Origin of the sequence: Bacillus sp. M13(2017) (assembly GCF_002218325.1) — a bacterium.
In the GTDB taxonomy this organism is placed as follows: domain Bacteria; phylum Bacillota; class Bacilli; order Bacillales; family Bacillaceae_G; genus Bacillus_A; species Bacillus_A thuringiensis_K.
Window position 1 is genome coordinate 17,062 of sequence record NZ_KZ268522.1, and the last position, 21,073, is coordinate 38,134.

Genomic DNA, 21,073 nt, shown 5'->3' on the forward strand with positions numbered 1-21,073 from the left:
TTAACTTTTAAAAGAATCTTCTGAATTTTCAATTACAATAAAACAAAAAGAAAAAGCCATCCAAAAGATGACTTTTTCTTTATTATAAAATAGTAATCGCTTGTTTTCCCATTTGCTCCCAAGCTTTCTCAAATTCTGCTCGTGGAACAGCCAAACGTGGATTATTTTTCAGAGGATCATTTACATATACAAAGTTTTGATCATATCCAATTACTACTGCACTATGCTCATAATATGTAATTTTCACTTCGCCTGAACTCGTATTCCATGTTTCAAAACTACTTTCAGCTATCGGCTTAAACGTCGTATTAATAATGACCCATACCGGGGAGCCAGAACTAATTACTTTATATATATCTTGCATGTCTCTACCTGTTAAATTAATTACTTTTTCAGGAACATATTTTTCTGCTAAATCAAAGATTGGTTTATTGTATACACCATATCCAGGCTTTGCCTTTGTATAAATATTTCCTACAAATCCCTCGTAAGGATTTCCACGCAAACCATTTTGTTCAAATGGAACACGATAAATTTCGCTAGCAAGTTGCATCTTATCTACTTGTACACCTTTATATTGCAGCAACATAGCTAAACTTGTCACTTCACATCCTCGAGGTAATTCTGGTAATTGTTTAATAAACGGAACATCTTCAATCATAGCTGCTTCTTTCATTTCAGATAGAAACTCTAAGCGTAAAACTTGCGCCTTTTGCATGATTTTATCTTTCCCTATAAAAAATGCAGCAACAAGTATAATACCAAAAACAAAAAGATATTTTAACTTTTTCATTATAAACAAAACTCCATTAATTATTATTTTACAGACACAACTCTTATCATTGTACCTTTCTTCTTACTAGTTTGCTAGAAAGATCATGTGAATTATCGCTCATAAAATTAATTTTAAAAATTCTAATTATTTTTAATAAAAAGAAAAATAAATATACATTTCCAGAATATTTTGCTAAAATCAAAATTGTTAACATAGTGAAGATATCACCATGTTAACAAACATTCTTAGAGTATTTAGTCATAGTTCGTTTTTTACATACTCCATTCATTTCATAGCAAATAAACCGAGTGTGTGTTGCATCCCCCACTAATGATTAAAAACTCAGAATAAAATGAAGTTCACACATTCAAGAAAATACGGGGTGAGGGGCATATGAATCAACAAATTGAACAAACAAATTTAAAACGAACAATGAAAAGTAGACACCTATTTATGATTGCACTCGGTGGTGTTATCGGAACCGGGCTATTTATGGGATCTGGTCAAATCGTCCATAATGCCGGACCTGGTGGCGCTATTCTTGCATTTTTAGTCGGTGGATTTGTTATGTATTTAACGATGTTATGTCTTGGTGAATTATCTGTTGCTATGCCAGAAGCAGGTTCATTCCAAAGCTATGCAAGCAAATTCATTTCACCTGGTTTTGGATTTGTTGTCGGTTGGATGTATTGGTTAAATTGGGCTGTTACAGTTGGTGTAGAGTTAACAACTGTAAGTATTTTAATGAAACGCTGGTTTCCAGACGTTTCTTCATGGATTTGGTGCGTTACATTTGCAGCAGCGCTCTTCCTCGTAAACGCTTTATCAGCAAAAGCATATGCAGAAGCAGAGTTTTGGTTCGCAAGTGTAAAAGTCGCAACAATCGTTATTTTCATTGTACTTGGTGGGGCTGTTATGTTCGGTTTACTAGACTTTAATGGAAAGCCAGCTCCGATGCTTCATAATTTCACTGAAAATGGCGGGCTATTTCCAAATGGTGCATTAGCTGTTCTTCTTACGATGATTACAGTAAATTACTCCTTCCAAGGAACAGAATTAATCGGAATCGCTTCAGGAGAAAGTGAAAATCCTGAAAAAACAATTCCAAAAGCGATCAAAAATACAATTTGGCGAACTCTCTTCTTCTTCGTCTTAGCGATATCAGTTGTTGTAGGTTTACTCCCATGGCAAGAGGCTAATCTAGTCGAAAGTCCGTTTGTACTTGTTTTTGATGTAGCCGGTGTCCCATATGCAGCGGACATTATGAACTTTGTTATTATTACAGCTGTATTATCCGTTGCTAACTCTGGTCTATACGCAAATTCTCGTATGCTGTGGGCGATGGCAAAACAAGGAATGGCAAGCCCAGCATTTACGAAATTAACTAAAAAAGGTGTACCGCTAAATGCATTAATTTTCAGTCTGATTTTTGCTAGCCTTTCCTTATTAACAAGTGTATTTGCAGCAGATACTGTCTTTCTAGTTTTAACATCTATTGCAGCAATGGCTGCCGTTGTCGTTTGGATGTCAATCGCCGCTTCACAGTTTTTCTTCCGTAGAAATTTCGTGAAAAATGGTGGCGACATAAATGATTTAAAATATCGTACACCGCTCTATCCACTAGTTCCAATCGTAGCGTTCTCGCTCAATTTCATTACATTTGTTAGTTTGGCTTTCATTCCAGATCAAAGAATTGCTCTTTATTGTGGCATTCCATTTATGATTATTTGTTACATTTTATACCAAGTTAAATATAAAAAAATTGTCACACTTGAACAGCCGCGAACTGTCACACGATAAATAAACTAAATATACAAAACATTCAGCTATCTTTCTTATGATAAGATAGCTTTTTTCTATTTCTTGGATATCCTGGTATAACTTTATTTATCTTAAAATTTTCACAATCACGTTTTTCTCTGGAAAATAGTTTACAATGTAATCAAGTTACAAATGATATTCACCTTAAAAAGTGTGCATTTGTGTCTATTTTTTAACAATATATCAAAAACTATTGCCTTCTATAAATTAATAGGTTTATATTGTTTTATTGGCATAGTTTCAATCCAAGGAGAAAGGAGATTTTCAATCGTGCAACTAAAGAAAGCGTTTTGGAAGTTGGCTTCGCTTCTTCCGTTATCATTACTTCTGTTCCTCGGTGGCTGTGATAAAAAACTCGCAGTATTAAATCCGCAAGGACCTGTTGCAAAAGCACAGTATGATTTAATTGTTTGGTCATTCTTGCTTATGTCATTAATTATCGCAATTGTATTCATTCTGTTTACAGTCATCTTGATTCGTTATCGTGAAAAACCAGAGAATATGGACTATGAGCCACCTGAACAACACGGTAACACATTACTAGAAATTATTTGGACGCTTGTTCCTGTTATTATCGTTATCGCATTATCGATTCCAACAGTAAAAGCAACTTATGCTTCTGAAGAGGTGCCGAAAGAGTCCAAACATATTAAACCAGTTGAAATTTATGTTACATCTGCAAACTGGAAATGGTTATTCAGTTACCCAGAGGAAAAAATTGAAACCGTTAACTATTTAAACATCCCAGCTGGTGTACCAATTCAATTCAAACTGACTTCTGTCGGCCCAATGAATGCTTTCTGGGTACCAGAACTTGGTGGTATGAAGTACACAATGGATGGCATGATTATGGATCTTTATTTACAAGCTGATAAGCCAGGTTCTTACCTAGGTCGTAGCGCGAACTTCTCTGGTGAAGGATTCACACACATGGAGTTCGAAGTTGAAGCAAAAACTAAAGAGAAATATGACAAGTGGGTTAAAGAAGTACAACAAACTGCTCCTAAACTAACAGAAGATAAGTACAACGAAATTGTTAAACCTGGTGTAGTTGGTCGTATGACATTCTCTAGTCACCACTTAAGTTATGTAGATCCAAAATCACTTGAATATTGTGATTACAACTACTACAAAAACAAAAAATAATAGCTATTATTCCAACAGATTGGAGTGAACACAGTGAAGCTTGATGAATTCTTTGTCACAGGTGACCCGATTATTTACGGTGCAGACGCTTCTATCGTTCTTGTGACATTAGCAATCATTTTCGTACTAACAAAGTATAAAAAATGGAAATGGCTTTGGGACGAATGGTTGACAACTGTTGACCATAAAAAAATCGGAGCTATGTATATTATTTCTGCGGTTATCATGTTATTCCGTGGTGGTATGGATGGTTTAATGATCCGTGCACAGTTAACATTCCCAGAAACAACTTATTTAAACGCTGAACACTATAACGGGATCTTTACAACACACGGTACAGTAATGATTCTTTTCATGGCAATGCCATTCGTTATGGGATTAATGAACCTTGTAGTACCATTACAAATTGGTGCTCGTGACGTTGCATATCCGTTCTTAAATGCTTTAAGTTTCTGGTTATTCTTTGTCGGAGCAATGTTATTCAACATCGCTTTCGTAATCGGTGGTTCTCCAGACGCTGGGTGGACTTCTTACTTCCCAATGGCAGGTACAGAGTTTACTTCTGGTGTAGGAAATAACTACTACGCAATTGCATTACAGATTTCAGGTCTCGGTACGTTAATGACAGGTATTAACTTCCTTGTTACTATCTTAAAAATGCGTACACCTGGTATGACTTTAATGAGAATGCCAATGTTTACTTGGTCAATCTTAATTACAACAATTATCATTATTTTCGCTTTCCCAGTATTAACAGTTGCTCTTGCATTAATGACATTTGACCGTCTATTCGATGCTCACTTCTTTACGATGGCGAGCGGCGGTATGCCAATGTTATGGGCCAACCTATTCTGGGTATGGGGTCACCCTGAAGTATATATCGTTATTTTACCGGCATTCGGTATTTTCTCTGAAATCATTAGTACATTCTCACGTAAGCGTCTATTCGGTTACAGTGCGATGGTATACTCAATGGTTGCAATTTCTTTACTAAGTTTCGTCGTATGGCTTCACCACTTCTTCACGATGGGTGCAGGTCCAGCGGTTAACTCATTCTTCTCGATTTCGACAATGGCGATTTCGATTCCAACCGGTGTTAAGATCTTTAACTGGTTGTTTACGCTGTATAAAGGACGTATTCGTTTTACAGTTCCAATGCTTTGGTCATTGGCATTTATTCCAAACTTCGTAGTCGGTGGGGTTACAGGGGTTATGCTTGGTATGGCAGCAGCTGATTATCAGTACCATAACAGCTACTTCTTAATTGCTCACTTCCACTACGTATTAATCGCAGGTACAGTATTCGCTATGCTTGCTGGATTTACATTCTGGTATCCAAAAATGACTGGTCATATGTTAAATGAACGCCTAGGTAAATGGACATTCTGGATCTTTATGAGCGGATTCAACATCTGTTTCTTCCCAATGTACTTCTTAGGTTTAGATGGTATGACTCGTCGTATGTACACTTACTCTGAAAGTCTTGGATGGGGATGGCTAAACCAAATCGCATCTGTTGGTGCGGTAATGATGGGTATTGGTTTCCTACTTCTTTGTTACAACGTAATTTGGAGTGCTCGTCACGGTGAACGTGACACAACTGGAGATCCATGGGATGGCCGTACACTTGAATGGGCTACTCAATCTCCTGTACAACATTACAACTTCGCGAAACTTCCTGAAATTAAAGAAGCTGATGCTTTCTGGTACATGAAGAAGCGCGGGGAAACAGTTACACCAGCAGAAGAAGACATCAAACCAATTCACATGCCAAGTAACTCTGGTGTGCCTATTATTGCGTCTGGATTCTTCGGTCTTGCAGGTTTCGCATTAGTATTTAGCTGGTTCTGGCTTGCAGCAATCGGCGGCATTGGTATTTTAGCTTGCTTAATCTATCGTTCATTCGATTACGATGAAGGTTACTATATTAGTGTTGATGAAATTAAAAAATCAGAACATGTAGCATGAGAGGTGAAATGATATGGCGGCTTTAGATAAAAGCTTACCTTTGGAATATCAATCCGAACAAAGCAGATTGAATATCCTAGGATTCTGGATTTTTCTTGGGGCTGAAATTATGCTGTTCGCAACACTTTTCGCCTCTTATCTAGTACTTGCTGGTCGTACGGCAGATGGTCCAACACCAGCACAACTGTTTGAACTTAAAACGCTTTTAATTCAAACATTACTACTTTTAACAAGTAGTTTCACATGTGGTATCGTGATTCACGAAATGCGTAAGCACAACCAAAAAGCGATGCTTGGATGGTTCGTCCTTACATTACTTTTAGGTGCAGGCTTCCTATTCTTCGAGATTGAAGAGTTCATTATGTATATTGGTGAAGGCGCAACAATTCAAACAAGTGCTTTCCTATCTGGATTCTTCGTTCTTCTTGGAACGCACGGAGCCCACGTAACAGGCGGTATCATTTGGGCAATTTGTGTTATTATCCAAATTTTAAAACGAGGTTTAACACCAGTTACAGCTCGTAAAGTATTTATTATCAGCTTATACTGGCATTTCCTTGATCTAGTTTGGGTCTTTATTTACACACTAGTTTACTTGAACGGGATGGTGGCGTAAATGAGTCAAAATAACAATCAAGCAAACGGGCATGCGCATAGCGGATTCCCTTGGTCACACGTTTTCGGATTTATTTTATCGCTTGCACTAACGTTTCTAGCTCTATACGTGGCACTTTACACAAACCTGCCACTATCAACGATCTTAACTACCATTATCATAATGGCTGTTGCGCAAGCGTTGTTACAATTAATTATGTTCATGCATTTAAAAGAAGGAGAAGGAAGAGTTCAAATTCTTACTATGATCTACAGTTTCTTCGTTGCAACCGCAACTGTTGGTTTAACTGTATGGATCTTCTTCTCAATGTAATGTACATGAAAAGGACTGCTGAGATTGCTCAGCAGTCCTTTTTTTATCCTCTCCCCTATTACATCCACATTACGGAATTAACAACATAATCATGAAAAATATACTTATTATGACAAATGTTAAGAAAACTCTTTCTTTATGAAATCGAATCCATATGCGTTGCTTTTCTACCTATTATATGGCTAAATAGGTACTATATTTATTTGAAGGGAGAGAACGCAATGGAACATCATACTTCTGTTCTATCACTTATGGTTGTCGTTGCAATCGCGTTTTTCGTTCCCCTTTTGTTACAACGCTTTAAATTAAAAGCACTTCCTGTGGTCGTTGCAGAAATTATTGCAGGAATCTTTGTAGGTAAAAGTGGGTTTAATATTATTGAGCCAGATATATGGCTTCAAGTTTTATCAACATTAGGATTTATCTTCCTCATGTTCTTAAGCGGTTTAGAAATTGATTTTTCTATCTTTAAACAAAAAGGGAAAAAGAATACGACAAACGAACCAAATACATTTCAAGCAGCAAGCATTATCTTCTTATTTATTTTCATCTTATCTTATGCCCTATCATTACTATTCGTATGGCTAGGATTCGTAGATAATGCAATGTTCATGACTTTAATTATTTCAACTATTTCTTTAGGTGTTGTTGTACCAACATTAAAAGAGAACAACCTAGGAAAAACTGCAATCGGACAAATCATTTTATTAGTTGCTGTTATTGCAGATTTAGTTACAATGATTTTACTCGCTGTTTTCGTCGGATTAAATTCCGAAAGCGGCCAAAGTATGTGGCTCTTACTTATTCTATTCGGTGCCGGTATTATCATTTACTTTATTGCAAAACGCTTTAAAAACATTCCATACTTAGATAGTTTAAAAGCTGGTAGTGTACAAATTGATACACGAGCTGTTTTTGCACTCATTTTAATCTTAGTTGGGTTATCGGAATCTGTTGGAGCAGAAAATATTTTAGGAGCCTTCTTAGCAGGTGTACTTGTATCGTTATTATCACCAAATGAAGATATGGTGGAAAAACTTGATTCTATCGGCTATGGTTTCTTCATCCCTATTTTCTTCGTAATGGTTGGTGTAAATCTAGAGGTGTGGTCTATTTTCAAAGAACCTTCTAGCATGCTAATGATCCCAATCTTAATTGTAGGACTCTTTATTTCGAAACTCTTACCATCACTCGTCTTAAGAAAATGGTATCCACGTAATATCGTACTTGGAAGTGCAATTTTATTAACATCGACACTTTCTTTAGTTATTGCGGCTGCACAAATTGGTGAAAAACTGGGGATTATCAGTCCAAGTTTATCTGCCTCTCTTATTTTAAGCGCAGTTATTACTTGTATTTTTGCACCTATATTGTTTAAAAAAATGTTCCCAAAAGTAGAAACACCAAAACCAAAAGTAGCTATTATTGGCGCGAGCAGAATTACCCTTCCGTTATCACTAGATTTAAAACGAGAAGATTATGACGTAACGCTATATATGATGCGGCAAAACAAAATAAATGATGAAGAAGCGAAATCACACGACTTTCCTATCGTGAAATTAGATGATATTACAATCGCATCATTAACTGAACAAACAGCATTTGATGCAGATCGCGTCGTTGTTGCAACAAGCGATGATGAACAAAACTTATTATTGGCAGAACATGCAAAAGAGCTAGGTGTTGAACATGTTATTGCAAGTGTAGAAGATCCACTTCTACAAGAAAAAGCAACGCAAGAACATATCGCTGTATTCTCAACAATTAACTCTACACGTATTTTATTACGTGCACTTATTGATAAACCTAGTCTCGTTCGCTTAATTACAACAGCAAACGAAACAGTACGTGAAGTTGAACTGCGCAGCAATAAATATAACGGCGTTGCGCTTCGCCGCCTCCCGTTTTTAGGTGATGTACTTGTCATTCAAATCTACCGCGGTAACAAAGCATTAATACCACATGGTGATACAAGACTACAACACGGTGACACATTACTTGTAACAGGTTCAAAAGAACATATCGATACACTAAAAAACATATTAGAGTAAAAAAATGCCCCTCACATAATTGAGGGGCATTTTTTTAACTTCATATGGTAAAATGTTACTATCACATATTATGAGGATGGATCACATTATGTCTATTGTAACTTTAGCTCTTTTATTATTAGCAGAAATACTCATTGCCATTATTCTCATCGGTGTTAGTATTGAGATTTGTAGTTACGGATGGAAAAAATCGAATGGAATAAAATATTCTTGCCTCCTACTTTCACTCCTTCTCGGAACTGCTAGCATACTCGGACTTCTCGCCGCACCTGCTTATTTCTTTATACAATTAACAGAAAAAGCCTTATAAGAAAGGATGTTAATATGATTATCGTGAAAAATATTGAGGGATCTGAAACTTACGTATTACGTCAAAAAATTTTACGCCCCAATCAAACATTAGCAGATTGTAAATATCCTTCCGATTATGAAACAGACACCTTCCACTTAGGCGCATTTATAAACGATGAACTAATTAGTATCGCTTCCTTCTCAAAAGAAATATATCCTGACCTACCAGCCGGTATTCATTATCGTCTACGAGGAATGGCCACATTACCTGAGTTTCGAAACAACCACGCTGGAAGCTCCTTAATTCAGAATGCAGAACAAATCTTACAAGAGCGTCAAGCAAATATGTTATGGTGTAATGGCCGAATTACTGTAGCTGACTATTACAAGCGCTTAGGCTTTCAGGAACATGGTGAAATTTTTGAAATTGAACCAATTGGCCTTCATAAAGTTTTGTATAAAAAGATATAAGAAAAGCTTTCCTCAATACAGGAAAGCCTTTCTTATATTTCAATCTTCTCTTTTTATTTTTTTCATATATATGTATATAAACAAACTAGGAACTAAAAAACAAGCAAACATAATAAGTCCTGTCATACTAATTTCCTTTATCGAAATATCTGGTGTTACAACGATACAAATAGCTAAAATCCCAATAATAATACCCACCGGAATGAATAATAGCTTCATAAAATAACGACGCGACACTCCGCCCGTATGCTCATACACTTCCACTGAATTTTTCAGATTTAAAAAGTTAATAATTATTATCCCGCCCATAAATACCATTAATAAATCCGAAACACTTTCATATCCTGCCCCTTGCAAGACATAGCGGTAAAAGACGATAGCTAGTATGACGATATTTTGTAAAATGAAAGCTAATCTAATATGTTTTAACCCTTCAATCATTAAACGTTCATCTTTCACGATTTTCATCCTACCATTCCTTTTCCTCCCAAAACAAATCATTCAACGTTTTATCTACTGCATAACAAATTTTTAAACATAAATCTAAAGATGGATTGTATTTCCCCTTCTCAATTAAACTAATCGTTTGCCTTGTAACGCCTACTTTTTCTGCTAATTGTTGCTGTGTTAAATCTAACTGAACACGCGCGACTTTTATTTTACTTACAGCCATTCATGTTCCTCCTCTATCTTTATTGTAACATATATATTCCATTAAGTAATTTATATTTTACGAAACCAATTAAGTTTTCATCTTATCCCGATTGGTGCGGGCTAATACACAGTGAGGATATCCCCTACTGCCCATAGTTTCACTTTATTATACACAAAAAGGGAGCCTCCCATAAGAAGGCCCTCTCCTATATTTATATTATAAGAATAAATGACATCCAAATAAGAATGCAAATAGGTATAGTAATTGATGTACTTCCATCCCTTTACCCTTCACAATTTTCAAGACTGGATATACTAAAAATCCAATTGCGATTCCATTTGCAATACTAGATGTTAACGGAATACCTATAAAAATTAAAAATGCTGGTAACGCATCTTCAAATTCATTCCAATTAATATCTCGAATGCTTTGTGCCATTAAACTACCTACTATAATTAATGAAGGAGCTGTAATAGCGGCTACACTTGATAAAGAAGCAATAACAGGACTAAAAAATGCCGTTATAATTGTTAGACCAACAACTACAATCCCTGTTAATCCAGTTTTACCACCTGCAGCAATACCTGCTGACGATTCAATCGTCGCTGCTGTTGGGCTTGTTCCAAAGATAGAACCTGTAGTCCCGCCAATTGCATCTGCAATAAACGCTTTACCAAAACGCTTCTCTGTATTGTCTGTAATTAAACCTGCTTGTTTAATTAAACCGAGTAATGCACCTGTTGTATCGAATAAAAGTACAAGTAAAAATGAAAATACAACGCCGTATAATCCGTATTCAATTACATCTGAAAAGGCATTGATTGGGTTTGAAACGATGATACCCTCTGGTAAATGAGGCATCGCCACAATTTTATCAGCAAACTTCAATTGCCCTGTAAAGAAGGCAATAATTCCTGTCACAATCATACTAATAAATAATGCACCGCTCACACGCAATGTCATTAATACCGCCGCTAATATTAAACCAATTAAAGTTAAAATAACAGCTGGAGAATGAAAATCACCAATCGTAACTAAATTAGACGGATGATCCACGATAATTCCAGAAAGGCGCAATCCAATAAAAGCAATAAATAGTCCAATTCCACCTGCAATTGCATGCTTTAAACTATCAGGAATTGCTAAAATTAACTTTTGCCTAAACGAAGTAAAAGATAATAAAAGAAAAATAATCCCCGTTACAAATACAGCTGAAAAGGCAACTACATATGTAATCCCTTCTGCCTTCTGTACAACAGAATAAGCAAAATATGCATTCATTCCCATAGCTGGAGCAATAACAATCGGGTAATTCGCGAAAATCGCCATACCTACTGTTCCAACAACGGTTGCAATAATTGTTGCTGTAAACGCTTGGTCAAATGGTACACCTGCATCAGATAATATTTTTGGATTGATGACAAGAATATACGCAAATGTAAAAAAAGTTGTGATGCCAGCTAAAAACTCTTGCTTCACAGAAGTGTTATATTTTTGTAATTGAAACATACTTATGTACCCTTCCTACACCTGAATTATTATCACACATTCTTTTTCTTACTAGTATGTGAGAAAATATAATACTTAATCTTAACAATCAATAAAAAGAAGAGTCAATATATTACCTAATAGTTAGAATTTTAAGTTTAAGTCTGACAAGTACAGATGTAGTACAGTTCATTATGATTATTTTTGTAGCATAACAGATAGAAATGTTTTATAATTTGAAATAGTTAAATATTTAGTAAACGCATTCAAATATCGTTCACTCTACAAGGGGGATTCTTCTTATGCAGCACACAAACAAATCTGGAACTTTAAATCGTGGTTTAAAAGAACGACATATTACTTTAATGTCACTGGGCTCAGCTATTGGCGTTGGGCTATTTTTAGGATCCGCTTCCGCCATTAAACTAGCAGGTCCTTCTATTTTGCTAGGCTATATGATTGCCGGTCTCGTTATTTTTTTCATTATGCGAGCGCTTGGGGAAATGGCAATTGAACAACCTGTTGCTGGTTCTTTTAGTAAATATGCATATGATTATATTGGACCACTCGCTGGTTATATTACTGGTTGGAATTACTGGTTCTTATGGGTTGTTACTTGTATGGCTGAGATTACAGCAGCTGGTATTTATATGCAGTACTGGTTCCCAGATATCCCGCGCTGGACTTGGGCATTACTTGCTCTATTATTAATGAGCGCTTTTAACTTCTTATCGGTAAAAGTATTTGGAGAACTTGAGTTTTGGTTTGCTCTCATTAAAATTGTCACAATTATCTGTATGATAGTAGTCGGAGCTGGTATTATTTTATTCGGATTCGGAAACGGTGGTATCGCTACTGGTATTTCAAATCTTTGGTCACATGGTGGCTGGTTCCCAAATGGATTTTCTGGGTTACTACTCTCCATGCAGATGGTACTATTCGCTTATTTAGGCGTTGAATTAATCGGTGTTACAGCTGGTGAGGCTCAAAATCCGAAGAAAACACTCGCAAAGGCAATCGATAACGTATTTTGGAGAATTCTTCTCTTTTACGTTGGGGCATTATTCGTTATGATGGCAATTTATCCATGGAACGAACTGGGTGAGAAAGGCAGTCCATTCGTATTAACATTCCAACAAATTGGTATCGCAAAAGCAGCAGGTATTATTAACTTTGTCGTATTAACAGCAGCTCTTTCTTCTTGTAACGGTGGTTTATTTAGTACAGGCCGTATGCTATATACATTAGCTCAGCAGAAAAAAGCTCCTGAAAGATTTGGTCGTTTAAATAAAAATGGCATTCCAAGCCAAGGAATTGTAGCAACTGCTATCGTTTTACTAATTGGTGTTATATTAAACTATCTCGTACCTGCAAAGGTATTTACATGGCTTACTAGCATTTCAACTTTCGGTGCAATTTGGACTTGGGGAATTATATTAGTCGCTCAAATTAAATTCCGTAAAAGCTTGCCTACTCAAAATAAACAAAAGTTATCGTATAAAATGCCTTTATACCCATTAAGCTCATATTTCTCACTCGTTTTCCTTGTATTAGTATTAGGTATAATGGCGTATTCAGAAGATACACGAATTGCATTGATTGTCGGCCCAATTTGGCTTATCGGCTTAGCAATCGTATATTACATGAAAGGGTTTCATAAGATTGATGAAACACCTAACTCAAAAATTAGTTAAGCAAAACATCCCTTCCTTATTACTTGGAAGGGATGTTTTTATATCTATATAAATATTTCTCAACAAAATTCACGGTATTTTTACAATTTTTTAATATTTTTTATGTTTTCCGTCTTTATTTTTACAGAAAAATAAATTACATTATTAAAGCACATATATTTATTATTAGGGGGATTCTTCTATGAAGAATAAAAAATGGATTACATTTTCTTTAGCAACAGCAATTACACTAAGTATAGGGACCTCGTTCATACCGTCTACTTATGCCGAAAGCTCTTTAGACCCAGCTCCTGAAATTGCTGCAAAAGTTGTAAATCAAAACAATGGGAAGAAAGTATTATTCGATAATACACACGGTCAAACTGCTGGGACAGCTGACTGGGTTATTGACGGCGGCTTTTCTGACTTCGGAAACGGCATTGCAAAAAACGGATATCACGTAAAGGAACTTCGTAAATCAACACCTATTACGTACGAAGACTTAAAAGATTACAATGTATTTATCGTTCCAGAAGCTAATATTCCTTACAAAAAATCTGAGCAGGACGCTATGTTACAATATGTAAAAAATGGTGGTAGTATCTTCTTTATTGCTGATCATTACAATGCAGATCGTAATAAAAATCGCTGGGACTCTTCTGAAGTATTTAATGGATATAGACGCGGTGCTTGGGATAATCCAGCAAAAGGAATGTCTAATGAAGAAGCAAATTCACAAGCTATGCAAGGAGTAGAAAGCTCTGATTGGCTCTCTGACAACTTCGGTATTCGCTTCCGCTACAATGCACTTGGTGATGTTTCAGCGAAAACAATTGTATCGCCTGAACAATCTTTCGGAATTACAAAAGGTGTTTCGTCTGTAGCAATGCATGCTGGTTCTACTCTAGCAATTACAAACCCAAAACTAGCAAAAGGACTTGTTTACCTTCCAGAAAATCCATCAAAATGGAATAACGCTGTTGATAGTGGCGTTTATAATGGCGGTGGTATTGCAGAAGGCCCATATGCTGCAATTGCAAAAGTAGGACTTGGAAAAGCTGCCTTTATTGGTGACTCTTCTCCTGTTGAAGATGCTACGCCAAAATACGTTCGTGAAGATTCTGGTCAAACAAAGAAAACTTATGATGGTTATAAAGAAGAAAACGATGCGATTTTATTAGAAAACATCGTAAATTGGTTATCAAATAAAGAGACATTTACAAGTTTAGATCAAGTAAATGGTTTACAACTTGATTCACCTACAGCTCTACAAACATTTGAACAGCCAAACTTATCAACAGAACCACAACCTGAACCTTGGAGTGCACCAAATGCAGGTTATCAATGGTTTAATACAAATACTTTTAAACCAGGTTCATACGGTTATAACGGTGCGGTAACAACAAGCGACTACGTCGTTACACACCCTAGCATTCTACCAAACAATGAAATTTTCCAAATGAAGATTCAAGTAAATAACTTACTACCTAATACAACGTATAACAACTATTCTTTAGGTATCTTCACTACTGGTGGAACACAAGTGGCTAAAGTACAAAATGCAAACGGCACTTGGCCATCTACTTTCGGATATAGTAGTGCATTTTCTTTCACAACAAACAGCTTAGGCTCTGCTGAGAAAGTTGTAAATGTACAGATTGATTCAAATACAACTGGACAAGCAACGCTTCGTCTACGCCAAAATACAACAACGAAATATAATGAAACTGTAACGATTAATAAGAAATAATAAAAAAGGCAATCCATACATGGATTGCCTTCTTCTCACTTCTCTTCCTTCGAGAAAAACATTCTTGAAATAACGATACCTATACTACCGACGATTAGGAATAACACTGCCCTAATCATCATCGATACCTCTGGTAAGTCAAGTAAGAATAACTTCCCTACCGTTACGACTAAAACGACTAAACCAGCATATAATATTTCATTCATATTTCTATTTCTTCCAAACCAAACCGCAAATAATGCATATACCATCCATAATAACGATACTGATACACTAATTACGCTTCCATCTGTAGATAAAACTTCACCGATTCTCGTAATTGTAATAAATACAATTATCATAAACCAATAGAGCACTATAGAATACATATATTTGCCGAAGCTCGCTAATACTTCTTTCGCTTCTCTCATGCAATAATAGAACGTTCCTATTAAAATAAGATGAGCAACAAAGCCTGCCGAAATAAATTGATCAAACGGGCTAAAAATAGTCTGTATCATTCCAATTGCGTAAACCGTCGCACTAACATACAATTTTATCTGTTGTTTTACTTTAATAGAAGTGACCATGCCGAGGAAACCTTGTAACAATAGTACAATCGCTGCATTCACTAAACTATACTCATATAAAATTGCTAAACTAAATGCTCCCATTGCGAAACCAAATAAGAGATTTGTAAATGTAGAATGTCTATTTTTCCTATATTCACATACGAACATAGCGGCATGTACGAATGCACTAATAATCAATCCCCATGTTGTAAAATCAGGTATTTTTGAAATAGCTAGTATAAAGAACACTGCATTCGCACTAAATATCGCCAAACGTGGTTCTAGTATAAAACTTCTCTCCGTAAACATATGCCAAAATAATAGTAAATGAATCAAACCATATACAATCGTTAACTGCATTTGCAAGTTCTCTACTAACATTGACATAACAGCAAAGAAAACGAAAAGGACAATGGCTGCAACAGCGTAAGAAATCATATATAAGTATTTATAACGATTTTTCAACGCATACCATAATAAACTAAGTGTTAATACTGTCTCATATCCAAAGAAAATATAAGGATTAGGAGTCGTACTATTTAACAAGAATGGTACGAAGAACGCACCGACCGCTACGAAAATAGTAAGATATTCCGATTGATATCTTTTCGCTAAATAAATACCTAAAATAACCCATGCAATATTACAGAGAAACGCGACACTGGCCGGAATAAATCCATATAAATAATGTGCTGCAAACGTCGTTAGAACAATCCCGGTAATACTTCCTCCAGCTAATACTAATCCTAACGCTTGCCGCTCTCTTTTAATTTGAATATCTCCTATATAATACAACCCGATAGATAATGCGATACCAAACACAATTCGTATCGCTGGTGTTAATAAACCAGCATCTACCCCTGCTTTAAATAACCAGATCACTCCAAGCAACATAATACCGACAAATACACGCGGTAACCACGTCTGACAAAACTTAATAATATTAAATGGCTCTGGTTTAAAAGCCGATATATCTACTTGTTTTACCTCAGGTTCTTGCAAAGGCTCTTTTATCTTAACTATTTCTTCTTTTGGCTTTTCCTCCATTACCGTTTCAATATATTCTTTCTTGTTCTTACTAACATGTTGCTGAGCGTTTTCTACTTCTATTTCCCTTTGCTTTACTTTTAATTCAGCAAGTGCTTCTTGAATTGTTTCAATTGCCGTTTCGAGTGCTTCTATTTTCTTATCCAAATCCTTCTTCATACGCTCCCCCCTCATTCGTAACTCTCATTGAACCTATATATTACCAATTATCTTTATCATACTCTTAGTCTATTCATTTTCAATAGTATTTTTCCAAAAAAAGAAAGGTGTCTTCCCAAAATAGGAAAACACCTTTTTACTCATTTATTCTTATTTAGAACAATGCTAACGATAAAACCAAGACACATGCCTACAATAGCTGGAACAATCCACCCAACACCTTCTGTATAAAACGGGATGTATTTTAATGCTGACGTCCACTGATTCATCATTACATTTTTATTTAAAATGTCAATTGCACTAAATATCGCTACAACCAAAACAGTTACTGCATATACGTATGTATACTTTCCAATATACTGATGGAATAACCCTAGAATAATAAGCGTTAACGCAATTGGATAAATAAATCCAAGAATTGGTACTGATACTTTTAAAATTTGCGTTAACCCTAAATTAGCTAAGATCATACTAACAACGCTTACTATAAATGCCCACAATTTATAAGATACTTTCGGAAATGCACTCGCAAAAAATTGACTACAAGACGTAACAAGTCCAATTGAAACACATAAACACGCGATAGTAAAAATAAGACCTAATAAAACGACTCCGCCCTGTCCAAATAATGTAATCATAACTTGTGCTAACACTTTCGCACCGTTATCAAATGTTCCTAATGAGCCACTAATTGCCCCCACATATCCAAGGATGACATAAATAATAGATAATAATAGTCCTGCCCCAATTCCAGCAATACTCATATATTTCGCTAAACCTTTATCATCTTCAATACCCTTTGCACGTAATGCATTTGCAATAACAATTCCAAAGATTAAAGCAGCTAACGCATCCATTGTTAAATATCCATCTAAAAACCCTTGAAACATAGGAGCTTGTCCATAGTTCCCTATTGGTTCTTTCATATCTCCTACCGTTGTAAACATACTCTTTATAAAAATGAGTGCAATCATACATAATAATAACGGCGTCAAGACTTTTCCAAACAACCCCATTAATTTAGATGGGGATAAACTTAACCAGTAAACAATACTAAAGAAAATAACTGTGTAAAACAATAATAATCCGTTTCCTGCTTCAGGGAATAACTGACCTGGCCCCATTTCAAAAGCTAAACTTCCCGCACGTGGTATACCAAGCCCAGGTCCAATAAATACATACACGATACATGGAAAAATAATTGCAAATGAAGAATGAACCCTACCCGCTAACGTTTGAAAGCTTCCTGCTTTTGCAATAGAGATAACACCTAATATAGGAAGACCTGTTGCTGATATAATAAACCCTACTAATGAAATCCAAACATGTTCTCCTGCTTCATACCCAAGGAAAGGTGGAAATATAAGATTCCCTGCTCCAAAGAACATAGAGAATAACATAAGGCTAATAAGTAAAATTTCTTTTTTCTGTAACAATTTCATTTCTTTCTCCTTCTTTAATTTCATCTTTTATGAAATCAATTTCACATATAAAAAAGTACAATAACCCGCTTCCTTACAAAGAAAACATAGTCCATAGTCTATCACAAAAGAAACACCCATTCTATAGCTATTCCTCTTTTCCAATTTCTTCTGAAAAATCAACCTTTATTGACTTATAATAGTTAATAAAGTAAAATATTAAATGTACAAAATTATTAACTTTGTTTTTGTTTGTGTCAGGAGGAAAATAACATGGAATCAGCGATACAACTAGAAAGAGAACAACAAAGAAAAAAGAAACATCCTCCAGGTTTATACTTACTCTTCTTTACAGAAATGTGGGAAAGATTTAGTTACTATGGATTACGAGGATTATTAACATTATATTTAACGACAGCTTTAGTAAGCGGTGGTCTTGGGTTTAGTCCCGCATGGGCACTCTCTATTTACGGATTTTATACTGGAGCCTGTTATTTCACACCAATGATTGGTGGATACTTAACAGACCGTTTTCTAGGTAGACGAAAAGCAATCACAATTGGTGGTATAACAATGGCAATCGGTAACCTTACACTATTTGCCTTGCAAAACCAATTAGGTCTATACCTCGGATTAGCGCTTATTATTATAGGTAACGGATTCTTCAAACCGAACATCTCTACACTGGTTGGAGAATTATACGAAGAGAACGATCCAAAACGTGATAGTGCATTTACCATTTTCTATATGGGTATTAACGTCGGGTCATTTTTAGCTCCACTCGTTTGCGGATTTTTATCAGAAAATTTATTCAAAACAACAGTTGATGGCGTTGTACATTACGGATTCCGTTACGGTTTCTTAGCCGCTTCAATCGGAATGATCATTGGACAAATTTTATTTACAACACTATCAAATCGCTTCCTTGGTAATATCGGTAAGAAACCAACTCGCGATTTACAAACAGCTACTGGACAACCATCAGTAGGAGATACACCGTTAACAAAAAAAGAAAAACAACGTACCGCAGTTATTGTCATTTTAACATGCTTCGTTGTCTTCTTCTGGGCTGGCTTTGAACAAGCTGGTAGCTCATTAACATTATATACAAACAAATTTGTAGACCGCTCTGTGTTCGGATGGGAAGTTCCAACATCTTGGTTCCAATCGGTCAATCCATTATTTATTATTTTACTTGCTCCAGTCATTTCTGCATTATGGGCAAAACTTGCAACTCGCAAGCAGGGTGATTTAAAAATCCCAACTAAAATGGGACTTGGTATGATCTTACTCGGTATCGGTTATATCATTCTCGTTATCGCTACATTAAAAACAGGTAGTGATGAACATAACATTACAGAAAAAGCAAACTTACTGTTTATCGTCTTTACGTATCTTTTCCATACGTTAGGTGAGCTATTCTTATCACCTGTCGGACTATCAATGGTTAGTGCGCTTGCTCCGGTAAAATTAGCATCTTTATTAATGGGTGTATGGCTAGCAAGTTCAGGTATCGCCAACATTTTAGGCGGACAACTTGCAAGCTTCACAACTTCACTTGGATACGCTGAAGTATTCACAGTTATTGGCGCTGTGGCAATTGTATTAGGTTGTGTTTTATTATTAATTTCTAAGAAATTAGTGAAATGGATGGATTAAAAAAGATGAGGAATTTCTCCTCATCTTTTTTATGCTGTTTTACCTTTTTCTATTGCTTGTTCGTACAGCTCTTTATGTTCTTTATATTCACTTGGTACGAAACTCTTATAGAAGAATGAGAACCAGCTGTCTCCTTTTTTATACCCTTCTTCTCGAATTTCCGCTGCTTTTTTATTCGATTTAAATCCTTCAGTAAACCACTTCTTTAACAATTCATTTCGTTCATACTTAGCAGGAACTTTTAAATCATAGTTTTCAAATGCATACTTATAGCCAGCCTTTTCTACTGCCTTTTTTGTAGACTTATAGCCTTTTTCATACGCTGTTTCATATGCCTTCACGTATACTTCTTTCTCTCTATTTTCAGGATTCTTTTCAGCTAGTTCTTTCCCTGTCTTTTCCCCTAATTCAGCTTGCTCTTTTTTAATTTTTTCTGTTCTTTCTTTATTCCCTGCTTTGAACCCGTCTGCAAAGTTTACCTTAAACTCTGGAGCAACTTGACTATCGTCCATCGTCTCTTGTGCTAAACCTTGTTCTTTTCCTTTTTCAAAATGCGTTTTCTTCTGCTCTTCTAAAGACCATGCGGCTGCATAAGTCGCTTTAAACGCTTGTTTATATGCATCAGATTTTCCAGCTACATGCACTTCTGCATCATTTTTTCCTGCTTTAAAATCAGTTTCTCCATTCTTTTGACCTTCAAGTTGACCTTTTTCCATATCAGCTTGGCGCTGTGCTTCCTCTTGCTTACGTGCCTCTTCAGCTTTTCTTTGTTCCTCGGCTACACGTTGTCTCTCTTCTTCAGCTTTACGCTGTGCTTCTGCATTACGTTGTTTTTCAGCCTCAGCGTTGCGCTGTGCTTCTGCAGCACGTTGTTTTTCAGCCTCAGTATTGCGCTGTGCTTCTGCTTGTCTCTCAGTTTCTACAGCACTATTATTATTCTGACTAGGAGCTGGGCTCGTTACGCCACTACTAGAAGCTGGTTTATTGTGATAATGATATTCCCCATACTGTAATCCCCACTTCTCACAATTTGTACGACACGTATGTCCGCCATTAGCATCTGTACGCCCTGGATGCGCATAAGCTGAAATTGGAGCTACCAATAACGCTATACTCGTTGTTAAAAGAAGTTTCTTCACTTGTTGTCTCACTCTTGTTCCTCCCAAAATATAGAATTCTAACTTTATTATACATAAATAGAAGAATATTTAAATACGAA

At 35.9% G+C, this 21,073-nt stretch carries 18 protein-coding genes; 11 read left to right on the forward strand and 7 right to left on the reverse strand.

Going from position 1 to position 21,073, the window contains the following annotated elements; genetic code table 11:
- Positions 1-82 precede the first annotated feature (82 nt).
- Entirely contained in the window at positions 83-793 is a 711-nt protein-coding gene (locus CGQ22_RS29190) for a C39 family peptidase (protein ID WP_089149707.1), read from the reverse strand.
- 375 nt (positions 794-1,168) lie between these two features.
- Here CGQ22_RS29190 and CGQ22_RS29195 point away from each other — a divergent pair, with 375 nt between their 5' ends.
- The 8 genes from CGQ22_RS29195 (at position 1,169) to CGQ22_RS29230 (ending at position 9,451) form a co-directional block, all read left to right on the forward strand.
- Complete coding sequence (locus CGQ22_RS29195; protein ID WP_001075768.1) at positions 1,169-2,575, forward strand: amino acid permease; 1,407 nt, start codon at positions 1,169-1,171, stop codon at positions 2,573-2,575.
- A gap of 291 nt (positions 2,576-2,866) precedes the next feature.
- Entirely contained in the window at positions 2,867-3,742 is an 876-nt protein-coding gene (locus CGQ22_RS29200) for a cytochrome aa3 quinol oxidase subunit II (RefSeq protein WP_001176167.1), read from the forward strand.
- A gap of 33 nt (positions 3,743-3,775) precedes the next feature.
- Positions 3,776-5,710, forward strand: coding sequence for a cytochrome aa3 quinol oxidase subunit I (gene qoxB, locus CGQ22_RS29205; protein WP_000762377.1), 1,935 nt, complete (start codon positions 3,776-3,778; stop codon positions 5,708-5,710).
- A 13-nt stretch (positions 5,711-5,723) separates the two neighbouring features.
- Positions 5,724-6,326 (forward strand): cytochrome aa3 quinol oxidase subunit III, encoded by a 603-nt coding sequence (gene qoxC / locus CGQ22_RS29210; RefSeq protein WP_000729317.1) that lies wholly within the window; start codon positions 5,724-5,726, stop codon positions 6,324-6,326.
- Positions 6,327-6,638: a cytochrome aa3 quinol oxidase subunit IV gene (gene qoxD, locus CGQ22_RS29215; protein WP_000081349.1), complete on the forward strand. Its 312-nt coding sequence runs from the start codon at positions 6,327-6,329 to the stop codon at positions 6,636-6,638.
- Between the two features lie 221 nt (positions 6,639-6,859).
- Positions 6,860-8,689, forward strand: a complete 1,830-nt coding sequence (locus CGQ22_RS29220; RefSeq protein ID WP_000399958.1) for a monovalent cation:proton antiporter family protein — start codon at positions 6,860-6,862, stop codon at positions 8,687-8,689.
- 52 nt (positions 8,690-8,741) lie between these two features.
- Positions 8,742-8,999: a DUF4022 family protein gene (locus tag CGQ22_RS29225; protein WP_003300023.1), complete on the forward strand. Its 258-nt coding sequence runs from the start codon at positions 8,742-8,744 to the stop codon at positions 8,997-8,999.
- Positions 9,000-9,013: 14 nt separating this feature from the next.
- Positions 9,014-9,451: a GNAT family N-acetyltransferase gene (locus tag CGQ22_RS29230; protein ID WP_000587679.1), complete on the forward strand. Its 438-nt coding sequence runs from the start codon at positions 9,014-9,016 to the stop codon at positions 9,449-9,451.
- A gap of 39 nt (positions 9,452-9,490) precedes the next feature.
- Here CGQ22_RS29230 and CGQ22_RS29235 read toward each other — a convergent pair whose 3' ends face one another.
- The 3 genes from CGQ22_RS29235 to CGQ22_RS29245 all read right to left on the reverse strand — a co-directional run bounded on the left by CGQ22_RS29235 (position 9,491) and on the right by CGQ22_RS29245 (position 11,615).
- Entirely contained in the window at positions 9,491-9,919 is a 429-nt protein-coding gene (locus CGQ22_RS29235) for a hypothetical protein (protein ID WP_000706629.1), read from the reverse strand.
- Position 9,920: 1 nt separating this feature from the next.
- On the reverse strand, positions 9,921-10,124 hold the full coding sequence (locus tag CGQ22_RS29240; protein ID WP_000301183.1) for a helix-turn-helix transcriptional regulator: 204 nt from the start codon (positions 10,122-10,124) through the stop codon (positions 9,921-9,923).
- A gap of 198 nt (positions 10,125-10,322) precedes the next feature.
- Positions 10,323-11,615: an NCS2 family permease gene (locus tag CGQ22_RS29245; protein ID WP_000487193.1), complete on the reverse strand. Its 1,293-nt coding sequence runs from the start codon at positions 11,613-11,615 to the stop codon at positions 10,323-10,325.
- Between the two features lie 281 nt (positions 11,616-11,896).
- Here CGQ22_RS29245 and CGQ22_RS29250 point away from each other — a divergent pair, with 281 nt between their 5' ends.
- The gene (locus CGQ22_RS29250) at positions 11,897-13,288 is read left to right on the forward strand and encodes an amino acid permease (RefSeq protein WP_001164897.1); all 1,392 of its coding nucleotides are present in this window, start codon (positions 11,897-11,899) and stop codon (positions 13,286-13,288) included.
- Between the two features lie 181 nt (positions 13,289-13,469).
- Positions 13,470-15,017 carry a DNA-binding protein gene (locus CGQ22_RS29255; protein WP_000791503.1) on the forward strand — a complete coding sequence of 516 codons (1,548 nt, stop codon included), beginning with the start codon at positions 13,470-13,472 and terminating at the stop codon, positions 15,015-15,017.
- Between the two features lie 35 nt (positions 15,018-15,052).
- Here CGQ22_RS29255 and CGQ22_RS29260 read toward each other — a convergent pair whose 3' ends face one another.
- Positions 15,053-16,774, reverse strand: coding sequence for a DUF2339 domain-containing protein (locus CGQ22_RS29260; RefSeq protein ID WP_000710922.1), 1,722 nt, complete (start codon positions 16,772-16,774; stop codon positions 15,053-15,055).
- Between the two features lie 140 nt (positions 16,775-16,914).
- Positions 16,915-18,216, reverse strand: coding sequence for a branched-chain amino acid transport system II carrier protein BrnQ1 (brnQ1, locus tag CGQ22_RS29265; RefSeq protein WP_000771693.1), 1,302 nt, complete (start codon positions 18,214-18,216; stop codon positions 16,915-16,917).
- 252 nt (positions 18,217-18,468) lie between these two features.
- Between brnQ1 and CGQ22_RS29270 the strand changes: the two genes are divergently transcribed.
- Complete coding sequence (locus tag CGQ22_RS29270) at positions 18,469-19,854, forward strand: peptide MFS transporter (protein ID WP_000443145.1); 1,386 nt, start codon at positions 18,469-18,471, stop codon at positions 19,852-19,854.
- Positions 19,855-19,883: 29 nt separating this feature from the next.
- Here the strand turns inward: CGQ22_RS29270 and CGQ22_RS29275 are convergent, their stop codons facing one another.
- Positions 19,884-21,005 carry a YHYH domain-containing protein gene (locus CGQ22_RS29275; protein ID WP_089149708.1) on the reverse strand — a complete coding sequence of 374 codons (1,122 nt, stop codon included), beginning with the start codon at positions 21,003-21,005 and terminating at the stop codon, positions 19,884-19,886.
- Positions 21,006-21,073 lie beyond the last annotated feature (68 nt).